This window comes from Escherichia sp. SCLE84 (assembly GCF_012584495.1).
Lineage (GTDB): Bacteria > Pseudomonadota > Gammaproteobacteria > Enterobacterales > Enterobacteriaceae > ECMA0423.
This window is the reverse complement of sequence record NZ_CP051430.1, coordinates 2,436,119-2,460,481: the sequence shown is the minus strand read 5'-3', so window position 1 is coordinate 2,460,481 and position 24,363 is coordinate 2,436,119. Positions and strand designations below refer to the sequence as shown.

General features: G+C 48.3%; 20 protein-coding genes, 2 pseudogenes and 1 other annotated feature (1 of these 23 running past the window's edge). Of the genes and pseudogenes, 12 read left to right on the top strand and 10 right to left on the bottom strand.

The genetic code is table 11. From position 1 onward, the window contains the following. Positions 1 to 37 (top strand) — a sequence feature (Thr leader region) (it extends 83 nt beyond the left edge of the window). A 25-nt stretch (positions 38 to 62) separates the two neighbouring features. The 5 genes from thrA (at position 63) to HGD79_RS12025 (ending at position 6,496) form a co-directional block, all read left to right on the top strand. Next, entirely contained in the window at positions 63 to 2,525 is a 2,463-nt protein-coding gene (thrA, locus tag HGD79_RS12045) for a bifunctional aspartate kinase/homoserine dehydrogenase I (RefSeq protein WP_137500671.1), read from the top strand. A 1-nt stretch (position 2,526) separates the two neighbouring features. After that, a complete protein-coding gene (gene thrB, locus HGD79_RS12040) occupies positions 2,527 to 3,459 on the top strand; it encodes a homoserine kinase (RefSeq protein ID WP_000241660.1) in 933 nt (310 codons plus the stop codon). Next, positions 3,460 to 4,746, top strand: a complete 1,287-nt coding sequence (gene thrC / locus HGD79_RS12035) for a threonine synthase (protein ID WP_000781063.1) — start codon at positions 3,460 to 3,462, stop codon at positions 4,744 to 4,746. Positions 4,747 to 4,959: 213 nt separating this feature from the next. Next, complete coding sequence (locus HGD79_RS12030; RefSeq protein ID WP_000738723.1) at positions 4,960 to 5,256, top strand: DUF2502 domain-containing protein; 297 nt, start codon at positions 4,960 to 4,962, stop codon at positions 5,254 to 5,256. A gap of 259 nt (positions 5,257 to 5,515) precedes the next feature. Then, positions 5,516 to 6,496 (top strand): IS110-like element IS621 family transposase, encoded by a 981-nt coding sequence (locus HGD79_RS12025; RefSeq protein WP_000399648.1) that lies wholly within the window; start codon positions 5,516 to 5,518, stop codon positions 6,494 to 6,496. Positions 6,497 to 6,687: 191 nt separating this feature from the next. On the opposite strand, the gene yaaA is transcribed toward HGD79_RS12025, so the two are convergent. Both yaaA and HGD79_RS12015 read right to left on the bottom strand, forming a co-directional pair. Then, positions 6,688 to 7,464: a peroxide stress protein YaaA gene (gene yaaA / locus HGD79_RS12020; protein ID WP_000906203.1), complete on the bottom strand. Its 777-nt coding sequence runs from the start codon at positions 7,462 to 7,464 to the stop codon at positions 6,688 to 6,690. Between the two features lie 69 nt (positions 7,465 to 7,533). After that, complete coding sequence (locus HGD79_RS12015; RefSeq protein WP_001112601.1) at positions 7,534 to 8,964, bottom strand: sodium:alanine symporter family protein; 1,431 nt, start codon at positions 8,962 to 8,964, stop codon at positions 7,534 to 7,536. Between the two features lie 278 nt (positions 8,965 to 9,242). Between HGD79_RS12015 and tal the strand changes: the two genes are divergently transcribed. Next, the gene (tal, locus tag HGD79_RS12010; protein WP_000130189.1) at positions 9,243 to 10,196 is read left to right on the top strand and encodes a transaldolase; all 954 of its coding nucleotides are present in this window, start codon (positions 9,243 to 9,245) and stop codon (positions 10,194 to 10,196) included. Positions 10,197 to 10,310: 114 nt separating this feature from the next. After that, a complete protein-coding gene (gene mog / locus HGD79_RS12005) occupies positions 10,311 to 10,898 on the top strand; it encodes a molybdopterin adenylyltransferase (protein ID WP_001094682.1) in 588 nt (195 codons plus the stop codon). Between the two features lie 34 nt (positions 10,899 to 10,932). Here mog and satP read toward each other — a convergent pair whose 3' ends face one another. The 3 genes from satP to HGD79_RS11990 all read right to left on the bottom strand — a co-directional run bounded on the left by satP (position 10,933) and on the right by HGD79_RS11990 (position 12,791). Continuing rightward, positions 10,933 to 11,499 (bottom strand): acetate uptake transporter, encoded by a 567-nt coding sequence (gene satP, locus HGD79_RS12000; RefSeq protein WP_000528538.1) that lies wholly within the window; start codon positions 11,497 to 11,499, stop codon positions 10,933 to 10,935. Between the two features lie 148 nt (positions 11,500 to 11,647). Further along, positions 11,648 to 12,361: an acidic protein MsyB gene (msyB, locus tag HGD79_RS11995; RefSeq protein ID WP_168848405.1), complete on the bottom strand. Its 714-nt coding sequence runs from the start codon at positions 12,359 to 12,361 to the stop codon at positions 11,648 to 11,650. Positions 12,362 to 12,386: 25 nt separating this feature from the next. Then, on the bottom strand, positions 12,387 to 12,791 hold the full coding sequence (locus HGD79_RS11990) for a DUF2541 family protein (protein WP_168848404.1): 405 nt from the start codon (positions 12,789 to 12,791) through the stop codon (positions 12,387 to 12,389). Between the two features lie 376 nt (positions 12,792 to 13,167). Between HGD79_RS11990 and dnaK the strand changes: the two genes are divergently transcribed. Further along, positions 13,168 to 15,084, top strand: coding sequence for a molecular chaperone DnaK (gene dnaK, locus HGD79_RS11985; RefSeq protein ID WP_000516135.1), 1,917 nt, complete (start codon positions 13,168 to 13,170; stop codon positions 15,082 to 15,084). Between the two features lie 88 nt (positions 15,085 to 15,172). Further along, the gene (gene dnaJ / locus HGD79_RS11980) at positions 15,173 to 16,303 is read left to right on the top strand and encodes a molecular chaperone DnaJ (protein ID WP_001118464.1); all 1,131 of its coding nucleotides are present in this window, start codon (positions 15,173 to 15,175) and stop codon (positions 16,301 to 16,303) included. A 103-nt stretch (positions 16,304 to 16,406) separates the two neighbouring features. On the opposite strand, the gene mokC is transcribed toward dnaJ, so the two are convergent. After that, positions 16,407 to 16,559: a type I toxin-antitoxin system toxin MokC gene (mokC, locus tag HGD79_RS11975; protein ID WP_000809168.1), complete on the bottom strand. Its 153-nt coding sequence runs from the start codon at positions 16,557 to 16,559 to the stop codon at positions 16,407 to 16,409. Positions 16,560 to 17,144: 585 nt separating this feature from the next. Between mokC and nhaA the strand changes: the two genes are divergently transcribed. Next, positions 17,145 to 18,311 carry a Na+/H+ antiporter NhaA gene (gene nhaA / locus HGD79_RS11970; RefSeq protein ID WP_000681360.1) on the top strand — a complete coding sequence of 389 codons (1,167 nt, stop codon included), beginning with the start codon at positions 17,145 to 17,147 and terminating at the stop codon, positions 18,309 to 18,311. 65 nt (positions 18,312 to 18,376) lie between these two features. Continuing rightward, positions 18,377 to 19,276 carry a transcriptional activator NhaR gene (gene nhaR, locus HGD79_RS11965; RefSeq protein WP_001300855.1) on the top strand — a complete coding sequence of 300 codons (900 nt, stop codon included), beginning with the start codon at positions 18,377 to 18,379 and terminating at the stop codon, positions 19,274 to 19,276. 38 nt (positions 19,277 to 19,314) lie between these two features. Here the strand turns inward: nhaR and HGD79_RS11960 are convergent. The 4 genes and pseudogenes from HGD79_RS11960 to rpsT form a co-directional block, all read right to left on the bottom strand. Continuing rightward, positions 19,315 to 20,273: pseudogene (locus HGD79_RS11960) on the bottom strand (fimbrial family protein). A gap of 12 nt (positions 20,274 to 20,285) precedes the next feature. Beyond that, positions 20,286 to 21,638: pseudogene (locus HGD79_RS26630) on the bottom strand (fimbria/pilus outer membrane usher protein); the annotation flags it as partial. 233 nt (positions 21,639 to 21,871) lie between these two features. Continuing rightward, on the bottom strand, positions 21,872 to 23,293 hold the full coding sequence (gene espX1 / locus HGD79_RS11945) for a type III secretion system effector EspX1 (protein WP_088544184.1): 1,422 nt from the start codon (positions 23,291 to 23,293) through the stop codon (positions 21,872 to 21,874). Positions 23,294 to 23,776: 483 nt separating this feature from the next. Then, positions 23,777 to 24,040, bottom strand: coding sequence for a 30S ribosomal protein S20 (rpsT, locus tag HGD79_RS11940; RefSeq protein ID WP_001274021.1), 264 nt, complete (start codon positions 24,038 to 24,040; stop codon positions 23,777 to 23,779). Positions 24,041 to 24,142: 102 nt separating this feature from the next. Here rpsT and HGD79_RS11935 point away from each other — a divergent pair, with 102 nt between their 5' ends. Next, positions 24,143 to 24,361, top strand: coding sequence for a DUF2575 family protein (locus tag HGD79_RS11935; protein ID WP_001295417.1), 219 nt, complete (start codon positions 24,143 to 24,145; stop codon positions 24,359 to 24,361). The last annotated feature ends 2 nt before the right edge of the window (positions 24,362 to 24,363 follow it).

The following is a 24,363-nucleotide window of genomic DNA, read 5'->3' as shown; positions in this document are numbered from 1 at the left end:
AAAAAAGCCCGCACCTGACAGTGCGGGCTTTTTTTTCGACCAAAGGTAACGAGGTAACAACCATGCGAGTGTTGAAGTTCGGCGGTACATCAGTGGCAAATGCAGAACGTTTTCTGCGTGTTGCCGATATTCTGGAAAGCAATGCCAGGCAGGGGCAGGTGGCCACCGTCCTCTCTGCCCCCGCCAAAATCACCAACCACCTGGTGGCGATGATTGAAAAAACCATTAGCGGCCAGGATGCTTTACCCAATATCAGCGATGCCGAACGTATTTTTGCCGAACTTTTGACGGGACTCGTCGCCGCCCAGCCGGGGTTCCCGCTGGCGCAATTGAAAACTTTCGTCGATCAGGAATTTGCCCAAATAAAACATGTCCTGCATGGCATTAGTTTGTTGGGGCAGTGCCCGGATAGCATCAACGCTGCGCTGATTTGCCGTGGCGAGAAAATGTCGATCGCCATTATGGCCGGCGTGTTAGAAGCGCGTGGTCACAACGTTACCGTTATCGATCCGGTCGAAAAACTGCTGGCAGTGGGGCATTACCTCGAATCTACCGTCGATATTGCTGAGTCCACCCGCCGTATTGCGGCAAGCCGCATTCCGGCTGATCACATGGTGTTGATGGCAGGTTTCACCGCCGGTAATGAAAAAGGCGAACTGGTGGTACTTGGACGCAACGGTTCCGACTACTCCGCGGCGGTGCTGGCTGCCTGTTTACGCGCCGATTGTTGCGAGATTTGGACGGACGTTGACGGGGTCTATACCTGCGACCCGCGTCAGGTGCCCGATGCGAGGTTGTTGAAGTCGATGTCCTACCAGGAAGCGATGGAGCTTTCCTACTTCGGCGCTAAAGTTCTTCACCCCCGCACCATTACCCCCATCGCCCAGTTCCAGATCCCTTGCCTGATTAAAAATACCGGAAATCCTCAAGCACCAGGTACGCTCATTGGTGCCAGTCGTGATGAAGACGAATTACCGGTCAAGGGCATTTCCAATCTGAATAACATGGCAATGTTCAGCGTTTCCGGCCCGGGGATGAAAGGAATGGTCGGCATGGCGGCGCGCGTCTTTGCCGCGATGTCACGCGCCCGTATTTCCGTGGTGCTGATTACGCAATCATCTTCCGAATACAGTATCAGTTTCTGCGTTCCGCAAAGCGACTGCGTGCGGGCTGAACGGGCAATGCAGGAAGAGTTCTACCTGGAACTGAAAGAAGGCTTACTGGAGCCGCTGGCGGTGACGGAACGGCTGGCCATTATCTCGGTGGTAGGTGATGGTATGCGCACCTTGCGTGGGATCTCGGCGAAATTCTTTGCCGCGCTGGCCCGCGCCAATATCAACATTGTCGCCATTGCTCAGGGATCTTCTGAACGCTCAATCTCTGTCGTGGTAAATAACGATGATGCGACCACTGGCGTGCGCGTTACTCATCAGATGCTGTTCAATACCGATCAGGTTATCGAAGTGTTTGTGATTGGCGTCGGTGGCGTTGGCGGTGCGCTGCTGGAGCAACTGAAGCGTCAACAAAGCTGGCTGAAGAATAAACATATCGACTTACGTGTCTGCGGTGTTGCCAACTCGAAGGCACTGCTCACCAATGTGCATGGCCTAAATCTGGAAAACTGGCAGGAAGAACTGGCGCAAGCCAAAGAGCCGTTTAATCTCGGGCGCTTAATTCGCCTCGTGAAAGAATATCATCTGCTGAACCCGGTCATTGTTGACTGCACCTCCAGCCAGGCAGTGGCGGATCAATATGCCGACTTCTTGCGCGAAGGTTTCCACGTTGTCACGCCGAACAAAAAGGCCAACACCTCGTCGATGGATTACTACCATCTGTTGCGTCATGCGGCGGAAAAATCGCGGCGTAAATTCCTCTATGACACCAACGTTGGGGCTGGATTACCGGTTATTGAGAACCTGCAAAATCTGCTCAATGCTGGTGATGAATTGATGAAGTTCTCCGGCATTCTTTCAGGTTCGCTTTCTTATATCTTCGGCAAGTTAGACGAAGGCATGAGTTTCTCCGAGGCGACTACTCTGGCGCGGGAAATGGGTTATACCGAACCGGATCCGCGAGATGATCTTTCTGGTATGGATGTAGCGCGTAAGCTATTGATTCTCGCTCGTGAAACGGGACGTGAACTGGAGCTGGCGGATATTGAAATTGAACCTGTGCTGCCCGCAGAGTTTAACGCTGAGGGTGATGTTGCCGCTTTTATGGCGAATCTGTCACAGCTCGACGATCTCTTTGCCGCGCGCGTGGCGAAGGCCCGTGATGAAGGAAAAGTTTTGCGCTATGTTGGCAATATTGATGAAGATGGTGCCTGCCGCGTGAAGATTGCCGAAGTGGATGGTAATGATCCGCTGTTCAAAGTGAAAAATGGCGAAAACGCCCTGGCCTTTTATAGCCACTATTATCAGCCGCTGCCGTTGGTGCTGCGCGGATATGGTGCGGGCAATGACGTTACAGCTGCCGGTGTCTTTGCCGATCTGCTACGTACCCTCTCATGGAAGTTAGGAGTCTGACATGGTTAAAGTTTATGCCCCGGCTTCCAGTGCCAATATGAGCGTCGGGTTTGATGTGCTCGGGGCGGCGGTGACACCTGTTGATGGTGCATTGCTCGGAGATGTAGTCACGGTTGAGGCGGCAGAGACATTCAGTCTCAACAACCTCGGACGCTTTGCCGATAAGCTGCCGTCAGAACCACGGGAAAATATCGTTTATCAGTGCTGGGAGCGTTTTTGCCAGGAGCTTGGCAAGCAAATTCCAGTGGCGATGACTCTGGAAAAGAATATGCCAATCGGTTCGGGCTTAGGCTCCAGCGCCTGTTCGGTGGTCGCGGCGCTGATGGCGATGAATGAACACTGTGGCAAGCCGCTTAATGACACTCGTTTGCTGGCTTTGATGGGCGAGCTGGAAGGACGTATCTCCGGCAGCATTCATTACGACAACGTGGCACCGTGTTTTCTTGGTGGTATGCAGTTGATGATCGAAGAAAACGACATCATCAGCCAGCAAGTGCCAGGGTTTGATGAGTGGCTGTGGGTGCTGGCGTATCCGGGGATTAAAGTCTCGACGGCAGAAGCCAGGGCTATTTTACCGGCGCAGTATCGCCGCCAGGATTGCATTGCGCACGGGCGACATCTGGCTGGCTTCATTCACGCCTGCTATTCCCGTCAGCCTGAGCTTGCCGCGAAGCTGATGAAAGATGTTATCGCTGAACCCTACCGTGAACGGTTACTGCCTGGCTTCCGGCAGGCGCGGCAGGCGGTCGCGGAAATCGGCGCGGTAGCGAGCGGTATCTCCGGCTCCGGCCCGACCTTGTTCGCTCTATGTGACAAGCCGGATACCGCCCAGCGCGTTGCCGACTGGTTGGGTAAGAACTACCTGCAAAATCAGGAAGGTTTTGTTCATATTTGCCGGCTGGATACGGCGGGCGCACGAGTACTGGAAAACTAAATGAAACTCTACAATCTGAAAGATCACAACGAGCAGGTCAGCTTTGCGCAAGCCGTAACCCAGGGGTTGGGCAAAAATCAGGGGCTGTTTTTTCCGCATGACCTGCCGGAATTCAGCCTGACTGAAATTGATGAGATGCTGAAGCTGGATTTTGTCACCCGCAGTGCGAAGATCCTCTCGGCGTTTATTGGTGATGAAATCCCGCAGGAAATCCTGGAAGAGCGCGTGCGCGCGGCGTTTGCCTTCCCGGCTCCGGTCGCCAATGTTGAAAGCGATGTCGGTTGTCTGGAATTGTTCCACGGGCCAACGCTGGCATTTAAAGATTTCGGCGGTCGCTTTATGGCACAAATGCTGACCCATATTGCGGGCGATAAGCCAGTGACCATTCTGACCGCGACCTCCGGTGATACCGGAGCGGCAGTGGCTCATGCTTTCTACGGTTTACCGAATGTGAAAGTGGTTATCCTCTATCCACGAGGCAAAATCAGTCCACTGCAAGAAAAACTGTTCTGTACATTGGGCGGCAATATCGAAACTGTTGCCATCGACGGCGATTTCGATGCCTGTCAGGCGCTGGTGAAGCAGGCGTTTGATGATGAAGAGCTGAAAGTGGCGCTGGGGTTAAACTCAGCTAACTCGATTAACATCAGCCGTTTGCTGGCGCAGATTTGCTACTACTTTGAAGCAGTTGCGCAGCTGCCGCAGGAAGCGCGCAACCAGCTGGTTGTCTCGGTGCCAAGCGGAAACTTCGGCGATTTGACGGCGGGTCTGCTGGCGAAGTCACTCGGTCTGCCGGTGAAACGTTTTATTGCTGCGACCAACGTGAACGATACCGTGCCACGTTTCCTGCACGACGGTCAGTGGTCACCCAAAGCGACTCAGGCGACGTTATCCAACGCGATGGACGTGAGTCAGCCGAACAACTGGCCGCGTGTGGAAGAGTTGTTCCGCCGCAAAATCTGGCAACTGAAAGAGCTGGGTTATGCAGCCGTGGATGATGAAACCACGCAACAGACAATGCGTGAGTTAAAAGAACTGGGCTACACCTCGGAGCCGCACGCTGCCGTAGCGTATCGTGCGCTGCGTGACCAGTTGAATCCAGGCGAATATGGCTTGTTCCTCGGCACCGCGCATCCGGCGAAATTTAAAGAGAGCGTGGAAGCGATTCTCGGTGAAACGTTGGATCTGCCAAAAGAGCTGGCAGAACGTGCTGATTTACCCTTGCTTTCACATAATCTGCCCGCCGATTTTGCTGCGTTGCGTAAATTGATGATGAATCATCAGTAAAATCTATTCATTATCTCAATCAGGCCGGGTTTGCTTTTATGCAGCCCGGCTTTTTTATGAAGAAATTATGGAGAAAAACGACAGGGAAAAAGGAGAAATTCTCAATAAATGCGGTAACTTAGAGATTAGGATTGCGGAGAATAACAACCGTCGTTCTCATCGCGTAATCTCCGGATATCGACCCATAACGGGCAATGATAAAAGGAGTAACCTGTGAAAAAGATGCAATCTATCGTACTCGCACTTTCCCTGGTTCTGGTCGCTCCCATGGCAGCACAGGCTGCGGAAATTACGTTAGTCCCGTCAGTAAAATTACAGATAGGCGATCGTGATAATCGTGGCTATTACTGGGATGGAGGTCACTGGCGCGACCACGGCTGGTGGAAACAACATTATGAATGGCGAGGCAATCGCTGGCACCCACACGGACCGCCGCCACCGCCGCGCCACCATAAGAAAGCTCCTCATGATCATCACGGCGGTCATGGTCCAGGCAAACATCACCGCTAAATGACAAATGCCGGGTAACAATCCGGCATTCAGCGCCTGATGCGACGCTGGCGCGTCTTATCAGGCCTTGTATTATCCCTCCAGTGCAGAGAAAATCGGCCAGTTTTCTCTGCCTGCAGTCCGCATGCCGTATCGGGCCTTGGGTTCTAACCTGTTGCGTAGATTTATGCAGCGGACTGCCTTTCTCCCAAAGTGATAAACCGGACAGTATCATGGACCGGTTTTCCCGGTAATCCGTATTTGCAAGGTTGGTTTCACTATGGAACATGAACTTCATTATATCGGTATCGACACCGCTAAAGAGAAACTGGATGTCGATGTGTTGCGTCCTGATGGTCGTCATCGCACCAAAAAATTCGCTAACACCACTAAAGGGCACGATGAGCTGGTGAGCTGGCTGAAAGGTCACAAGATTGACCATGCGCATATCTGCATCGAAGCGACCGGCACCTATATGGAACCTGTCGCTGAGTGCCTTTACGATGCTGGCTACATAGTGTCAGTCATTAATCCTGCGCTGGGTAAAGCTTTCGCTCAGAGTGAAGGACTGCGTAACAAGACTGATACCGTGGATGCGCGCATGCTGGCAGAGTTCTGTCGTCAGAAGCGCCCTGCAGCCTGGGAAGCGCCTCACCCGCTTGAACGCGCGTTGCGTGCCCTGGTAGTCCGCCACCAGGCGCTGACAGATATGCACACGCAGGAACTGAATCGCACTGAAACGGCGCGGGAAGTCCAGAGACCGAGCATTGATGCTCACCTTCTGTGGCTTGAAGCAGAGCTGAAGCGTCTTGAGAAGCAGATAAAAGACCTGACAGACGATGATCCGGATATGAAACACCGCAGGAAACTGCTGGAAAGCATCCCGGGTATCGGAGAGAAAACATCTGCGGTATTGCTGGCTTATATCGGTCTGAAGGACCGCTTCGCCCATGCCAGACAGTTCGCCGCTTTTGCGGGTCTGACACCACGGCGTTATGAATCAGGTAGCAGTGTGAGAGGGGCGAGCCGGATGAGTAAGGCCGGACATGTGTCGCTTCGCAGGGCGTTGTATATGCCCGCAATGGTAGCCACCAGTAAGACTGAGTGGGGACGGGCGTTCCGCGACCGTCTGGCGGCTAATGGCAAGAAAGGAAAGGTGATTCTCGGCGCGATGATGCGCAAGCTGGCACAGGTGGCGTATGGAGTGCTGAAGTCAGGCGTGCCGTTCGATGCGTCACGGCATAATCCGGTAGCGGCGTAAAAATCGCGGAAGGGATGAAAAAAACAGCGCCTGACGGCGCTGTGTCTGGCATGCCTGCAATCCGGGAAACCGGACCAGGAAAAAACTTGCAGGCCATAACAGTATCTACGTGAATTCTGCAATATATTGAATCTGCATGCTTTTGTAGGCCGGATAAGGCGTTCACGCCGCATCCGGCATTGACTGCAAACTTAACGCTGCTCGTAGCGTTTAAACACCAGCTCGCCATTGCTGGAGGAAGCTTCATCAAAGAAGTAACCTTCGCTATTAAAACCAGTCAGTTGCTCTGGTTTGGTCAGCCGATTTTCAATAATAAAACGACTCATCAGACCGCGTGCTTTCTTAGCGTAGAAGCTGATTATCTTAAATTTGCCGTTCTTCTCATCGAGGAACACCGGCTTGATAATCTCGGCATTCAATTTCTTCGGCTTCACCGATTTAAAATACTCATCTGACGCCAGATTAATCACCACATTATCGCCTTGTGCTGCGAGCGCCTCGTTCAGCTTGTTGGTGATGATATCTCCCCAGAATTGATACAGATCTTTCCCTCGGGCATTCTCAAGACGGATCCCCATTTCCAGACGATAAGGCTGCATTAAATCGAGCGGGCGCAGTACGCCATACAAGCCGGAAAGCATTCGCAAATGCTGTTGGGCAAAATCGAAATCGTCTTCGCTGAAGGTTTCGGCCTGCAAGCCGGTGTAGACATCACCTTTAAACGCCAGAATCGCCTGGCGGGCATTCTCCGGCGTGAAATCTGGCTGCCAGTCATGAAAGCGAGCGGCGTTGATACCCGCCAGTTTGTCGCTGATGCGCATCAGCGTGCTAATCTGCGGAGGCGTCAGTTTCCGCGCTTCATGGATCAACTGCTGGGAATTGTCTAACAGCTCCGGCAGCGTATAGCGCGTGGTGGTCAACGGGCTTTGGTAATCAAGCGTTTTCGCAGGTGAAATAAGAATCAGCATATCCAGTCCTTGCAGGAAATTTATGCCGACTTTAGCAAAAAAAGAGAATGAGTTGATCGATAGTTGTGATTACTCCTGCGAAACATCATCCCACGCGTCCGGAGAAAGCTGGCGACCGATATCCGGATAACGCAACGGATCAAACACCGGGCGCACGCCGAGTTTACGCTGGCGTAGATAATCACTGGCAATGGTATGAACCACAGGCGAGAGCAGTAAAATGGCGGTCAAATTGGTAATAGCCATGCAGGCCATTATGATATCTGCCAGTTGCCACATCAGCGGAAGGCTTAGCAAGGTGCCGCCGATGACCGTTGCGAAGGTGCAGATCCGCAAACACCAGATCGCTTTAGGGTTGTTCAGGCGTAAAAAGAAGAGATTGTTTTCGGCATAAATGTAGTTGGCAACGATGGAGCTGAAGGCAAACAGAATAACCACGAGGGTAACAAACTCAGCACCCCAGGAACCCATTAGCACCCGCATCGCCTTCTGGATAAGCTGAATACCTTCCAGCGGCATGTAGGTTGTGTCGTTACCCGCCAGTAATATCAGCATGGCGCTTGCCGTACAGATGACCAGGGTGTCGATAAAAATGCCAATCATCTGGACAATCCCTTGCGCTGCCGGATGCGGAGGCCAGGACGCCGCTGCCGCTGCCGCGTTTGGCGTCGAACCCATTCCCGCCTCATTGGAAAACATACTGCGCTGAAAACCGTTAGTAATCGCCTGGCTTAAGGTATATCCCGCCGCGCCGCCTGCCGCTTCCTGCCAGCCAAAAGCACTCTCAAAAATAGACCAAATGACGTGGGGAAGTTGCCCGATATTTATTACGCAAATCACCATGCTGGTCAGCACCCAGATTATCGCCATCAACGGGACAAACCCCTGCATGAGCCGGGCGACGCCATGAAGACCGCGAGTGATTGCCAGCAGAGCAAAGACAGCGAGAATAATGCCTGTCACCAGCGGGGGAAAATCAAAAGAAAAACTCAGGGCTCGGGCAACGGCGTTCGCCTGAACTCCGCTGAAAATTATGCCGTAGGCGATGAGCAAAAAGACGGCGAACAGAACGCCCATCCAACGCATCCCCAGCCCGCGCGCCATATACCATGCCGGTCCGCCACGAAACTGTCCATTGACGTCACGTTCTTTATAAAGTTGTGCAAGGGAACATTCGGCAAACGAGGTCGCCATGCCGATAAACGCGGCAACCCACATCCAAAAGACGGCTCCAGGTCCACCGGCGGTAATAGCCAGCGCAACGCCGGCCAGGTTGCCGCTACCCACGCGCGCCGCAAGACTGGTACACAATGACTGAAATGAGGTTAAACCGCCTGGCTGTGGATGAATGCTATTTTTAAGACTTTTGCCAAACTGGCGGATGTAGCGAAACTGCACAAATCCGGTGCGAAAAGTGAACCAACAACCTGCGCCGAAGAGCAGGTAAATCATTACCGATCCCCAAAGGACGCTGTTAATAAAGGAGAAAAAATCTGGCATGCATATCCCTCTTATTGCCGGTCGCGATGACTTTCCTGTGTAAACGTTACCAATTGTTTAAGAAGTATATACGCTACGAGGTACTTGATAACTTCTGCGTAGCATACATGAGGTTTTGTATAAAAATGGCGGGCGATATCAACGCAGTGTCAGAAATCCGAAACAGTCTCGCCTGGCGATAACCGTCTTGTCGGCGGTTGCGCTGACGTTGCGTCGTGATATCATCAGGGCAGACCGGTTACATCCCCCTAACAAGCTGTTTAAAGAGAAATACTATCATGACGGACAAATTGACCTCCCTTCGTCAGTACACCACCGTAGTGGCCGACACTGGGGACATCGCGGCAATGAAGCTGTATCAACCGCAGGATGCCACAACCAACCCTTCTCTCATTCTTAACGCAGCGCAGATTCCGGAATACCGTAAGTTGATTGATGATGCTGTCGCCTGGGCGAAACAGCAGAGCAACGATCGCGCGCAGCAGATCGTGGACGCGACCGACAAACTGGCAGTAAATATTGGTCTGGAAATCCTGAAACTGGTTCCGGGTCGTATCTCAACTGAAGTTGATGCGCGTCTTTCCTATGACACCGAAGCGTCAATTGCGAAAGCAAAACGCCTGATCAAACTCTACAACGATGCTGGTATTAGCAACGATCGTATTCTGATCAAACTGGCTTCTACCTGGCAGGGTATCCGTGCTGCAGAACAGCTGGAAAAAGAAGGCATCAACTGTAACCTGACCCTGCTGTTCTCCTTCGCTCAGGCTCGTGCTTGTGCGGAAGCAGGCGTGTTCCTGATCTCGCCATTTGTTGGCCGTATTCTTGACTGGTACAAAGCGAATACCGATAAGAAAGAGTACGCTCCGGCAGAAGATCCGGGCGTGGTTTCTGTATCTGAAATCTACCAGTACTACAAAGAGCACGGTTATGAAACCGTGGTTATGGGCGCAAGCTTCCGTAACATCGGCGAAATTCTGGAACTGGCAGGCTGCGACCGTCTTACCATCGCACCTACACTGCTGAAAGAGCTGGCTGAGAGCGAAGGGGCTATCGAACGTAAACTGTCTTACACCGGCGAAGTGAAAGCGCGTCCGGCGCGTATCACTGAGTCCGAGTTCCTGTGGCAGCACAACCAGGATCCAATGGCAGTAGATAAACTGGCGGAAGGTATCCGTAAGTTTGCTATTGACCAGGAAAAACTGGAAAAAATGATCGGCGATCTGCTGTAATCATTCTTAGCGTGACCGGGAAGTCGGTCACGCTACCTCTTCTGAAGCCTGTCTGTCACTCCCTTCGCAGTGTATCATTCTGTTTAACGAGACTGTTTAAACGGAAAAATCTTGATGAATACTTTACGTATTGGCTTAGTTTCCATCTCTGATCGCGCATCCAGCGGCGTTTATCAGGATAAAGGCATCCCTGCGCTGGAAGAATGGCTGACATCGGCGCTAACCACGCCGTTTGAACTGGAAACCCGCTTAATCCCCGATGAGCAGGCGATCATCGAGCAAACGTTGTGTGAGCTAGTGGATGAAATGAGTTGCCATCTGGTGCTCACCACGGGCGGAACTGGCCCGGCGCGTCGTGACGTAACGCCCGATGCGACGCTGGCAGTAGCGGACCGCGAGATGCCTGGCTTTGGTGAACAGATGCGCCAGATAAGCCTGCATTTTGTACCAACTGCGATCCTTTCGCGTCAGGTTGGTGTGATTCGCAAACAGGCGCTGATCCTTAACTTACCCGGTCAGCCGAAGTCTATTAAAGAGACGCTGGAAGGTGTGAAGGACGCTGCGGGTAACGTTGTGGTACACGGTATTTTTGCCAGCGTACCGTACTGCATTCAGTTGCTGGAAGGGCCATACGTTGAAACGGCACCGGAAGTGGTTGCAGCATTCAGACCGAAGAGTGCAAGACGCGACGTTAGCGAATAAAAAAATCCCCCCGAGCGGGGGGATCTCAAAACAATTAGTGGGATTCACCAATCGGCAGAACGGTGCGACCAAACTGCTCGTTCAGTACTTCACCCATCGCCAGATAGATTGCGCTGGCACCGCAGATCAGCCCAATCCAGCCGGCAAAGTGGATGATTGCGGCGTTACCGGCAATGTTACCGATCGCCAGCAGGGCAAACAGCACGGTCAGGCTAAAGAAAACGAATTGCAGAACGCGTGCGCCTTTCAGCGTGCCGAAGAACATAAACAGCGTAAATACGCCCCACAGACCCAGGTAGACACCAAGGAACTGTGCATTTGGCGCATCGGTCAGACCCAGTTTCGGCATCAGCAGAATCGCAACCAGCGTCAGCCAGAAAGAACCGTAAGAGGTGAATGCGGTTAAACCGAAAGTGTTGCCTTTTTTGTACTCCAGCAGACCAGCAAAAATTTGCGCGATGCCGCCGTAGAAAATGCCCATGGCAAGAATAATACCGTCCAGAGCGAAATAACCCACGTTGTGCAGGTTAAGCAGAATGGTGGTCATGCCGAAGCCCATCAGGCCCAGCGGTGCCGGATTAGCCAACTTAGTGTTGCCCATAATTCCTCAAAAATCATCATCGAATGAATGGTGAAATAATTTCCCTGAATAACTGTAGTGTTTTCAGGGCGCGGCATAATAATCAGCCAGTGGGGCAGTGTCTACGATCTTTTGAGGGGAAAATGAAAATTTTCCCCGGTTTCCGGTATCAGACCTGAGTGGCGCTAACCATCCGGCGCAGGCAGGCGATTTGCAGTACGGCTGGAATCGTCACGCGATAGGCGCTGCCGCTGACCGCTTTAACCCCATTTAGTGCCGCACCTACAGGGCCTCCCAGCCCCGCGCCGCGCAGCAAACCATGCCCAAGTACGCTCATTGCTGCGTGGGTGCGTAAAATGCGGGTCAGTTGGCTGGAAAGCAAATGCGACACGCCTTTTGCCAATAATTTGTCTTTCATCAGCAGCGGCAGCAGCTCTTTCAGCTCATTCACCCTGGCATCGATCGCGTGCAGAAACTCCTGCTTATGTTCCTCGTCCATATTCTTCCAGGTGTTACGCAGAAATTGTTCCAGTAACTGTTGCTCAATCTCAAACGTAGACATCTCTTTGTCGGCTTTCAGCTTCAATCGTTTTGAAACATCGAGCAAAATGGCCCGATACAATTTACCGTGTCCGCGCAGTTTGTTGGCGATACTATCGCCACCAAAATGCTGTAATTCTCCAGCAATCAGCTGCCAGTTGCGGCGATGTTGCTCGGGATGCCCTTCCATCGATTTAAACAGTTCGTTGCGCATCAGTACGCTGGAGAGGCGAGTTTTGCCTTTTTCATTATGGGTGAGCAATCGGGCGAAATTTGCCAACTGTTCCTCACTGCAATGCTGGAGAAAATCCAGATCTGAATCATTCAGGTAATTAACATTCATTTTTTGTGGCTTCTATATTCTGGCGTTAGTCGTCGCCGATAATTTTCAGCGTGGCCATATCCGATGAGTTCACCGTATGACCGGAAAAGGTGATTTTTGAGACGCAGCGTTTATTGTCGTTATCGCTGTTAATGTTGATCCAGTCAGTGGTTTGCCCTTCTTTTATTTCTGAAGGAATATTCAGGCTCTGACTGGCGCTACGGGCGGCTTTGAAATAAACCGATGCACCGCTTAACTGTAAATCGCCATGGTCGGCAGAGAGTTGTATGCTTTTCACAATGCGACAAACAGGAAGTTTCAGCGCCAGATCGTTGGTTTCGTTACGCGGCATTGCAATGACGCCGAGGAGTTTATGGTCGTTTGCCTGCGCCGTGCAGCACAGCATCAGGCTAATCGCCAGGCTGGCGGAAATCGTAAAAACGGATTTCATAAGGATTCTCTTAGTGGGAAGAGGTAGAGGGATGAATACCCACTAGTTTACTGCTGATAAAGAGAAGGTTCAGGTACGTAATCTTTTCTTTTTATTACAATTTTTTGATGAATGCCTTGGCTGCGATTCATTCTTTATCTGAATAAAATTGCTGTCAATTTTACGTCTTGTCCTGCCATATCGCGAAATTTCTGCGCAAAAGCACAAAAAATTTTTGCATCTCCCCCTTGATGACGTGGGTTACGACCCCATTTAGTAGTCAACCGCAGTGAGTGAGTCTGCAAAAAAATGAAATTGGGCAGTTGAAACCAGACGTTTCGCCCCTATTACAGACTCACAACCACATGATGACCGAATATATAGTGGAGACGTTTAGATGGGTAAAATAATTGGTATCGACCTGGGTACTACCAACTCTTGTGTAGCTATTATGGATGGCACCACTCCTCGTGTGCTGGAGAACGCCGAAGGCGATCGCACCACGCCTTCTATCATTGCCTATACCCAGGATGGTGAAACTCTGGTTGGTCAGCCGGCTAAACGTCAGGCAGTGACGAACCCGCAAAACACCCTGTTTGCGATTAAACGCCTGATTGGCCGCCGCTTCCAGGACGAAGAAGTACAGCGTGATGTTTCCATCATGCCGTTCAAAATTATTGCTGCTGATAACGGCGACGCATGGGTCGAAGTTAAAGGCCAGAAAATGGCACCGCCGCAGATTTCTGCTGAAGTGCTGAAAAAAATGAAGAAAACCGCTGAAGATTACCTGGGTGAACCGGTAACTGAAGCTGTTATCACCGTACCGGCATACTTTAACGATGCTCAGCGTCAGGCAACCAAAGACGCAGGCCGTATCGCTGGTCTCGAAGTAAAACGTATCATCAACGAACCGACCGCAGCTGCGCTGGCTTACGGTCTGGACAAAGGTACTGGCAACCGTACTATCGCGGTTTATGACCTGGGTGGTGGTACTTTCGATATTTCTATTATCGAAATCGACGAAGTTGACGGCGAAAAAACCTTCGAAGTTCTGGCTACCAACGGTGATACCCACCTGGGTGGTGAAGACTTCGACAGCCGTCTGATCAACTACCTGGTTGAAGAATTCAAGAAAGATCAGGGCATTGACCTGCGCAACGATCCGCTGGCAATGCAGCGCCTGAAAGAAGCGGCAGAAAAAGCGAAAATCGAACTGTCTTCCGCTCAGCAGACCGACGTTAACCTGCCGTACATCACTGCAGATGCGACCGGTCCGAAACACATGAACATCAAAGTGACTCGTGCGAAACTGGAAAGCCTGGTTGAAGATCTGGTAAACCGTTCCATTGAGCCGCTGAAAGTTGCACTGCAGGACGCTGGCCTGTCCGTATCTGATATCGACGACGTTATCCTCGTTGGTGGTCAGACTCGTATGCCAATGGTTCAGAAGAAAGTTGCTGAGTTCTTTGGTAAAGAGCCGCGTAAAGACGTTAACCCGGACGAAGCTGTAGCAATCGGTGCTGCTGTTCAGGGTGGTGTTCTGACTGGTGACGTGAAAGACGTACTGCTGCTGGACGTTACCCCGCTGTCTCTGGGTATCGAAACCATGGGCGGTGTGATGACGACGCTGATCGCGAAAAACACCACTATCCCGACCAAGCACAGCCAGGTGTTCTCTACCGCTGAAGACAACCAGTCTGCGGTAACCATCCATGTGCTGCAGGGTGAACGTAAACGTGCGGCTGATAACAAATCTCTGGGTCAGTTCAACCTGGATGGTATCAACCCGGCACCGCGCGGCATGCCGCAGATCGAAGTTACCTTCGATATCGATGCTGACGGTATCCTGCACGTTTCCGCGAAAGATAAAAACAGCGGTAAAGAGCAGAAGATCACCATCAAGGCTTCTTCTGGTCTGAACGAAGATGAAATCCAGAAAATGGTACGCGACGCAGAAGCTAACGCCGAAGCTGACCGTAAGTTTGAAGAGCTGGTACAGACTCGCAACCAGGGCGACCATCTGCTGCACAGCACCCGTAAGCAGGTTGAAGAAGCAGGCGACAAACTGCCGGCTGACGACAAAACTGCTATCGAGTCTGCACTGACTGCACTGGAAACTGCTCTGAAAGGTGAAGACAAAGCCGCTATCGAAGCGAAAATGCAGGAGCTGGCACAGGTTTCCCAGAAACTGATGGAAATCGCCCAGCAGCAACATGCCCAGCAGCAGACTGCCGGTGCTGATGCTTCTGCAAACAACGCGAAAGATGACGATGTTGTCGACGCTGAATTTGAAGAAGTCAAAGACAAAAAATAATCGCCCTATAAACGGGTAATTATACTGACACGGGCGAAGGGGAATTTCCTCTCCGCCCGTGCATTCATCTAGGGGCAATTTAAAAAAGATGGCTAAGCAAGATTATTACGAGATTTTAGGCGTTTCCAAAACAGCGGAAGAGCGTGAAATCAAAAAGGCCTACAAACGCCTGGCCATGAAATACCACCCGGACCGTAACCAGGGTGACAAAGAGGCCGAGGCGAAATTTAAAGAGATCAAGGAAGCTTATGAAGTTCTGACCGACTCGCAAAAACGTGCGGCATACGATCAGTATGGTCATGCTGCGTTTGAGCAAGGCGGCATGGGCGGCGGCGGTTTTGGCGGCGGCGCAGACTTCAGCGATATTTTTGGTGACGTTTTCGGCGATATTTTTGGCGGCGGACGTGGTCGTCAACGTGCGGCGCGCGGTGCTGATTTACGCTATAACATGGAGCTCACCCTCGAAGAAGCTGTACGTGGCGTGACCAAAGAGATCCGCATTCCGACTCTGGAAGAGTGTGACGTTTGCCACGGTAGCGGTGCAAAACCAGGTACACAGCCGCAGACCTGTCCGACCTGTCATGGTTCTGGTCAGGTGCAGATGCGTCAGGGATTCTTCGCTGTACAGCAGACCTGTCCACACTGTCAGGGCCGCGGTACGCTGATCAAAGATCCGTGCAACAAATGTCATGGTCATGGTCGTGTTGAGCGCAGCAAAACGCTGTCCGTTAAAATCCCGGCAGGGGTGGACACTGGAGACCGCATCCGTCTTGCGGGCGAAGGTGAAGCGGGCGAGCATGGCGCACCGGCAGGCGATCTGTACGTTCAGGTTCAGGTTAAACAGCACCCGATTTTCGAGCGTGAAGGCAACAACCTCTATTGCGAAGTCCCGATCAACTTCGCTATGGCGGCGCTGGGTGGCGAAATCGAAGTACCGACCCTTGATGGTCGCGTCAAACTGAAAGTGCCTGGCGAAACCCAGACCGGTAAGCTTTTCCGTATGCGCGGTAAAGGCGTCAAGTCTGTCCGCGGTGGCGCACAGGGTGATTTGCTGTGCCGCGTTGTCGTCGAAACACCGGTAGGCCTGAACGAGAAGCAGAAACAGCTGCTGCAAGAGCTGCAAGAAAGCTTCGGTGGCCCAACCGGTGAGCACAACAGCCCGCGCTCAAAGAGCTTCTTTGATGGTGTGAAGAAGTTTTTTGACGACCTGACCCGCTAACCTCCCCAAAAGCCTGCCCGTGGGCAGGCTTGGGTAAAATTAGGGTGCGTTGAAGATATGCGAGCACCTGAAAAGTGGCGGGGATCACTCCCCGCCGTTGCACTTACTCGGATTCGTAAGCCGTGAAAACAGCAACCTCCGTCTGGCCAGTTCGGATGTGAACCTCACAGAGGTCTTTTCTCGTTACCAGCGCCGCCACTACGGCGGTGATACAGATGACGATCAGGGCGACAATCATCGCCTTATGCTGCTTCATTGCTCTCTTCTCCTTGACCTTACGGTCAGTAAGAGGCACTCTACATGTGTTCAGCATATAGGGGGCCTCGGGTTGATAGTAAAATATCACTCGGGGCTTTTCTCTATCTGCCGTTCAGCTAATGCCTGAGACAGATAGCCTCAAGCACCCGCCGCTATTATATCGCTCTCTTTAACCCATTCTGTTTTATCGATTCTAATCCTGAAGACGCCTCGCATTTTTGTGGCGTAATTTTTTAATGATTTAATTATTTAACTTTAATTTATCTCTTTATCGCAATTATTGACGACAAGCTGGATTATTTTTGAAATATTGTCCTAACAAATAACGCCGACTGACAAGAAATTAATTATTACTTTTCCTAATTAATCCCTCAGAAATCCTGACCTTAAGCTATGATTATCAGGGCTTAGGGTCACCCGTTAGCGCTTACAGCCGTCAAAAACTCATCTCACCGCTGATGGCGCAAATCCTTTAATTGCTCGTAAAAAACGAGTTATTCCTACACTATAATCTGATTTTAACGATGATTTGTGCGGGGTAAAATAGTAAAAACGATCTATTCACCTGAAAGAGAAATAAAAAGTGAAACATCTGCATCGATTCTTTAGCAGTGATGCCTCGGGAGGCATTATTCTTATCATTGCCGCTATCCTGGCGATGATTATGGCCAATAGCGGCGCAACCAGTGGATGGTATCACGACTTTCTGGAGACGCCGGTTCAGCTCCGGGTTGGTTCACTCGAAATCAACAAAAACATGCTGTTATGGATAAATGACGCGCTGATGGCGGTATTTTTCCTGTTAGTCGGTCTGGAAGTTAAACGTGAACTGATGCAAGGATCGCTAGCCAGCTTACGCCAGGCCGCATTTCCAGTTATCGCCGCTATTGGTGGGATGATTGTTCCGGCATTACTCTATCTGGCCTTTAACTATGCCGATCCGATTACCCGCGAAGGGTGGGCGATCCCGGCGGCTACTGACATTGCCTTTGCACTTGGTGTGCTGGCGCTGTTGGGAAGTCGTGTTCCGTTAGCGCTGAAGATCTTTTTGATGGCTCTGGCTATTATCGACGATCTTGGGGCCATCATTATCATCGCATTGTTCTACACTAATGACTTATCGATGGCCTCTCTTGGCGTCGCGGCTGTAGCAATTGCGGTACTCGCGGTATTGAATCTGTGTGGTGTACGCCGCACGGGCGTCTATATTCTGGTTGGCGTAGTGTTGTGGACTGCGGTGTTGAAATCGGGGGTTCACGCAACCCTGGCGGGGGTAATTGTCGGCTTCTTTATTCCTTTGAAAGAGAAGCATGGGCGTTCTCCAGCGAAGCGACTGGAGCATGTGTTACACCCGTGGGTGGCGTATCTGATTTTGCCGCTGTTTGCATTTGCTAATGCTGGCGTTTCACTGCAAGGTGTCACGCTGGATGGCTTGACCTCCATTCTGCCATTGGGGATCATCGCTGGCTTGCTGATTGGCAAACCGCTGGGGATTAGTCTGTTCTGCTGGTTGGCGCTGCGTTTGAAACTGGCGCATCTGCCTGAGGGAACGACTTATCAGCAAATTATGGCGGTGGGGATCCTGTGCGGTATCGGTTTTACTATGTCTATCTTTATTGCCAGCCTGGCCTTTGGTAGCGTAGATCCAGAACTGATTAACTGGGCGAAACTCGGTATCCTGGTCGGTTCTATCTCTTCGGCGGTAATTGGATACAGCTGGTTACGCGTTCGTTTGCGTCCATCAGTTTGACAGGACGGTTTACCGGGGAGCCATAAACGGCTCCCTTTTCATTGTTATCAGGGAGAGAAATGAGCATGTCTCATATCAATTACAACCACTTGTATTACTTCTGGCATGTCTATAAAGAAGGTTCCGTGGTTGGCGCAGCGGAGGCGCTTTATTTAACTCCACAAACCATTACCGGACAGATTCGAGCGCTGGAAGAGCGCCTGCAAGGCAAATTATTTAAACGCAAGGGACGTGGTCTCGAACCCAGCGAGCTGGGAGAACTGGTCTATCGCTATGCCGATAAAATGTTCACCTTAAGCCAGGAAATGCTGGATATTGTGAACTATCGCAAAGAATCCAATTTATTGTTTGACGTTGGTGTGGCTGATGCACTTTCCAAACGCCTGGTCAGTAGCGTACTTAACGCCGCAGTGGTAGAAGGCGAGCCCATTCATCTTCGCTGCTTCGAATCCACCCACGAAATGCTGCTGGAGCAATTAAGTCAGCATAAACTGGATATGATCATTTCTGACTGTCCGATAGACTCTACGCAGCAGGAAGGCCTGTTCTCCGTGAGAATTGGCGAATGTGGCGTGAGTTTCTGGTGTACAAATCCACCACCAGAAAAACCGTTCCCGGCTTGTCTGGAAGAACGGCGACTTTTGATTCCTGGGCGACGTTCAATGTTAGGGCGCAAATTGCTTAACTGGTTTAACTCCCAGGGATTAAACGTAGAAATCCTCGGCGAGTTTGATGATGCCGCGTTGATGAAAGCTTTTGGTGCGATGCACAATGCAATCTTCGTTGCCCCAACGCTTTATGCATATGACTTTTATGCCGATAAAACTGTCGTAGAAATTGGTCGCGTCGAGAATGTGATGGAAGAGTACCATGCTATTTTTGCTGAGCGGATGATTCAGCACCCGGCGGTACAGCGAATCTGCAATACGGATTATTCTGCGCTTTTTAGTCCAGCGGCGCGTTAATCGGCACCTCCCCCCAAAGTTAAGGTGGGGGAGATAGATTAGTTGTACATAACCACGATTTTGACTCGGCTCATTATTTGCCCGCTTGAGACATTATTTCCATATGTACGCGGGCGAATAAATAGAGGAATCTGATTACTTCCTTCATGGGGATGCTGAAAAGAGTAGTAATTGCTTTTACCATACTGGATTTCATTCGTACCATCATTGGAGAGTTGAAAGCCTATTTGACCCGCACCGTCCTCACTGTTTTCTAACTCATTTTTTAATATGCTGGTTCCTGACTCCTGTATCGTCACTGGTTCAAAGTAATATTCAACATCACTGGGTTCAAAAACTAATTCACCTTGCTCGCCCTGGATGCAGTCAAATCTTATATGATGAAACTGATAATTTTCATTATTGATACGAGACAGTACAAATCGTCCAGTGTCGATGGATTGATCTTCAAAACCACAGGTCATTAAATTTACCTGTAAAATAGTATTTAAATTATAATTAAAGCGGACGCTATTACAATTAGTATTATTCCCTGTACATGAACTCACTTCAATTTCGAACAACAAAGGAAAAGGAGTTCCAGGAAAAATGTCTGCGGTGTTAGAACTATCTGATACAGATGCGATAGAATATGGAATGGTGAAATTTATCGCAGATAGCATTTCTTCTAAATTATAAGATGACTTCCCTGGAAGCTCTATTTTTTTACCGTCAGATTCAAAGGGGAAATTAATAATATAATGACGACTTCCGACTTTAAACCTTAAAGCGTTCTGTGTTAAAAAATGAACTTTAATGGCGTTGGTTGTCTCTTGCAAGTCTGTACACTCAATGATATTTCCGGTGTTTTCAATTTTTCGGCGGTTAGATTACCTTTCATACTCAGTGGCTTGAGTATATATGTTCCACGTTGTTCACCGACATTGGTCAATGCACAGGGAGCACTTTGCACAATAAAAGAATATAGACTCAAGGTGATTAATAAAAGCCACTTCATAGTAAACTCCTTTTACTGGCATATATATGTTTTGTTTTCATCGATAACGTGTTGAAAAGTAATAGTACAGAATAAGTTCTGTTCATCATTGAGAGCAACTTTTATTCCAGTGGGAATTTCATCTACGCGAATAAAAAGGCGACTACCCTGGCCAACGACTCCAATATTATTTTCCTGGAGATCCAGTACGTCATAGCCAAAGGTTAATGGCGAACCATCGGGACGCAGTGCCTGTATATACCAGGGCTTACGTTGGTCAGTTGTAAACTGCACATAAGAAACTGCTCCACGGTAAGGTGCAATAATTTGACGATTGCCCTGCAATTCTGTTTCACTTTCACTGTTTGCTATATCAAGTACCAGATGGTTTTCACGATGAGGTATTATCAGGTCGTAAACAACCTGGCCTTTGCTGTTTGTTCGATTGTATTTTTGTCCATTAATATGTGCACCTTCTAACCCAGGCGCATCCAGAATTGCAAATGTATCGGATAACTGGTTAGTGATATTAATACCACCGGGCCAGACAACTAATCCACTACTAATACTTCCACCACTTTGCTAGGCGTTTTTAGAATGACTATAGCTGCCATCTATTATGGCGATGGGAGTTCTCCAGCTTAAATTCGTACCAAGCGAGGTATCATTATTTTGTTGTTGCTGATTAACATATATACCATAATTTAACTGATCATGTTCACCGGCTATGCCAGTAATTCCAGTATTGTTGGAGGAATAGCCATCTTTGGAAAATGAGGTCGAATTCGATAAGTTAATTTGGTGACGTGTTTTGGCAATATCATCCCCCCAGTAGAAAGGAATGGAGATAAACAGATTAAAACGCTCCTCTTCTTTATTATTTTCATCATAAGATTGGCTGGCAGAGAAAGTATAACTAATGTGTTGCCAGTTATTGGAGTAACTGAATTGGTAATCTTTAGCATTTCCACTTCGCCCCCAGTAATTCCGCCAAAGCGCACTTAATGATACATTTCCCAGATTATTGGATAAAGGTTGCATAATATTAGCAGAAAGGCTATTTTTTCTGCCAATATCATAAAAATCATCATAATCACTCTGATGATAGTGTTTATCATTTTCGTAAAGATGGTCGCTGAATGTCCTGTAATCCTGCGAAGCATAACGCCAGGCGGCCACGCTAAATCGAGTGGCTGTTTGCACTAGATATTTATTATAGGCGACCTGATAGCTCGTACCTTCGTGTGTTATATCATTATTTAACTTACTACTCGATCGGGTAGCGTCAAAAGAGATGGCACCCAGCGGTGTATTCCAACCATTTCCCAGAGTTATAGCATTATAGTTATCGGATAAAATCGTACCCGATTATGTGATCAGGTTGTTATTATTTAGATTAATGTTTAAATTTTTTAATTTCTTGATGTGAAGTTGATGAAAGTTTGAAGATTTAATATTCTTAATTTTTCCCTTCTTTATAAGAAGAGCAAGGTGCCATCATTAGAGTGACAGAGTAGGATGTTTCAGAGCATGCTTCAGATTGTTTTTTATTTCTCTGCAGTGTATTAATAATTATCACAGATAATTTCATTCTAAAATTACCTCTTTCTTTGAGTGTTTTAATCCTGATGAACTATATTTTTTATAAGGAGCATGCACTCGTTGATGCTTTTAAGGTATTTTCTCATTTCTGATGATGTTTTGTCGTAATCGTGCATAAACTTATTAAGTTCTTTATACACATCATTATTTAGCTTTACATTGTCGCGAACTAAAGTTTGTACCAATGGTATCAAAATTTCGAAACGGGACGGTTTGTCATCAATACTTGCCAGGGTTTTGAATACTCCTGTGTATCTGTAACCTAAGTGCTTATTGACAAGTTGAGTGGTCCATCGACCAGGCATAATATCTTCACAGAGCAAATTTTTTATCATGGTATTAGTGAACGATGTTCCAAATATGTTGCTTTTTTTAATGAAGAGGTTGTTTATTTCTCCATTTGAAAAGATGGTGTTTGATAAGTCGCTTTCAAAACATGATATATTGGATAATACACAACCAAAATAATACCCATATGAAAGGTCGCTCTTTTCTATTGTTATATTTGATAGCGACATTTTATGTATATTGATATTAGGGGCAGTCAAATACTGGATCTTTTGATCGTTAAGTTCATACATCTCCAGTGATTTATTATAGGGTAATAAAAGTATAAATTCCTTTATATTATCTCCGCAGTAAGAAAAGACGACATCAAATTTATTAGTGGCCATGTTTTCAGTTGAGCAGTAAGCTGATTTTTCTATTAACCGACTGGGCACGCTTTTAAATAAAGATAATTTTCCACATAGTTTTGAATATGCCGAATTGCTAGTTTTAAAATTCTGCCATGTTATTTCCTGGTTATCATCTTTCGATGAGGAGGGGATTTTATTGCATTGTTCATTATATAGCTCAGGGAAAATATTATTTTTAATAAGCTTTTTGATTTCCTGGTTAAGATGACTTTTTTTCTTGTCTATTGCACTGTATTTTGCGTTTTGTGACGTTTCCTGATGATCATAAAATGACTGGAGATTTCTGCAGGCCTCATAAAATATTTCAGGAGTATATAGCTGTGGGTATATTTCTTGGTTGAAGTTTGCCTTTAAAAAATTAACGAATTTTTCATGGCATTCTTGGTATATCTTAATCTCTTCAGAAAGACATTCGCTTGTTCTGTCATCAAAAACATCCAATCTAAGTAATGTGATACCTTTGTGTTTAAAAAAATAAAATTGAACTGTATGTTCTATGAGTTTACATCTATAAAAATATGCATCTCTCAGATGAGTATATTGAAAAAAATGATGAAGGACTGGAGATGGTTTAGGCAAGTTATGGCTTCTAAAAAAGTCATCAAACAAAATTAAGAACTCTGTTTTATACTCGCAAAATACTTTTACTAACTCATTTTGTCTTGTTTTATTTATTATTACATCATCTACTATATTTGATTTATAAAGACAATGTGGCGAAGTTGAGATACCATTTGTCATTATCAGTCCTTGAAGTTGATGAATTTTTATTAATTTAATTTATGAGTGAATGTGACTACTATCAAAAATAGCTCATTAATTTTATGAAGTAGAATATAAATAGGTATTTAACCTGTGTTGATTGTTGTTAATTATTTACAAGATCTAATAAGGAGATATTTATGAATGGTTAAAGTGTATAGGAATTTAATTCAAAAATAGAGTGGTCTTAAGTTTAATACCTCAATGTGTATCACAATATCCACATTCTTTGTAGGGGAGTCTGGAGATTGAGTAGATATTCTTGTTCAGAATGTATCAGCCGATGGTTCTACGATTCTTAAGCCACGAAGAGTTCAGAAAGTGTAACGGCATGTCTGCAAAAGCCAGCATCTTTTGACTATCTGGCAACCGGTAGTGTGTTCTCTCACGCATCATAAAAGCAGCAGGCATAAAAAAACCCGCTTGCGCGGGCTTTTTCACAAAGCTTCAGCAAATTGGCGATTAAGCCAGTTTGTTGATCTGTGCAGTCAGGTTAGCCTTATGACGTGCAGCTTTGTTTTTGTGGATCAGACCTTTAGCAGCCTGACGGTCCACGATCGGTTGCATTTCGTTAAATGCTTTCTGTGCAGCAGCTTTGTCGCCAGCTTCGATAGCTGCGTATACTTTCTTGATGAAAGTACGCATCATAGAGCGACGGCTTGCGTTGTGCTTACGAGCCTTTTCAGACTGAATGGCGCGCTTCTTAGCTGATTTGATATTAGCCAAGGTCCAACTCCCAAATGTGTTCTATATGGACAATTCAAAGGCCGAGGAATATGCCCTTTTAGCCTTCTTTTGTCAATGGATTTGTGCAAATAAGCGCCGTTAATGTGCCGGCACTCGTTACGTAGTGATGGCGCAGGATTCTACCAGCTTGCGGGGTGTGAATACAGCTTTTCCGCGATAAAAATTGCAGCAGGCGGTCACTTTCTTCCCGTGATTTGCGCCATGGCAATGAAAAGCCACTTCTTTCTGATTTCGGTACTCAATCGCCGGTTAACCTTGACCGCTGTACAAGGTATACTCGGACGATTTTCACTGTTTTGAGC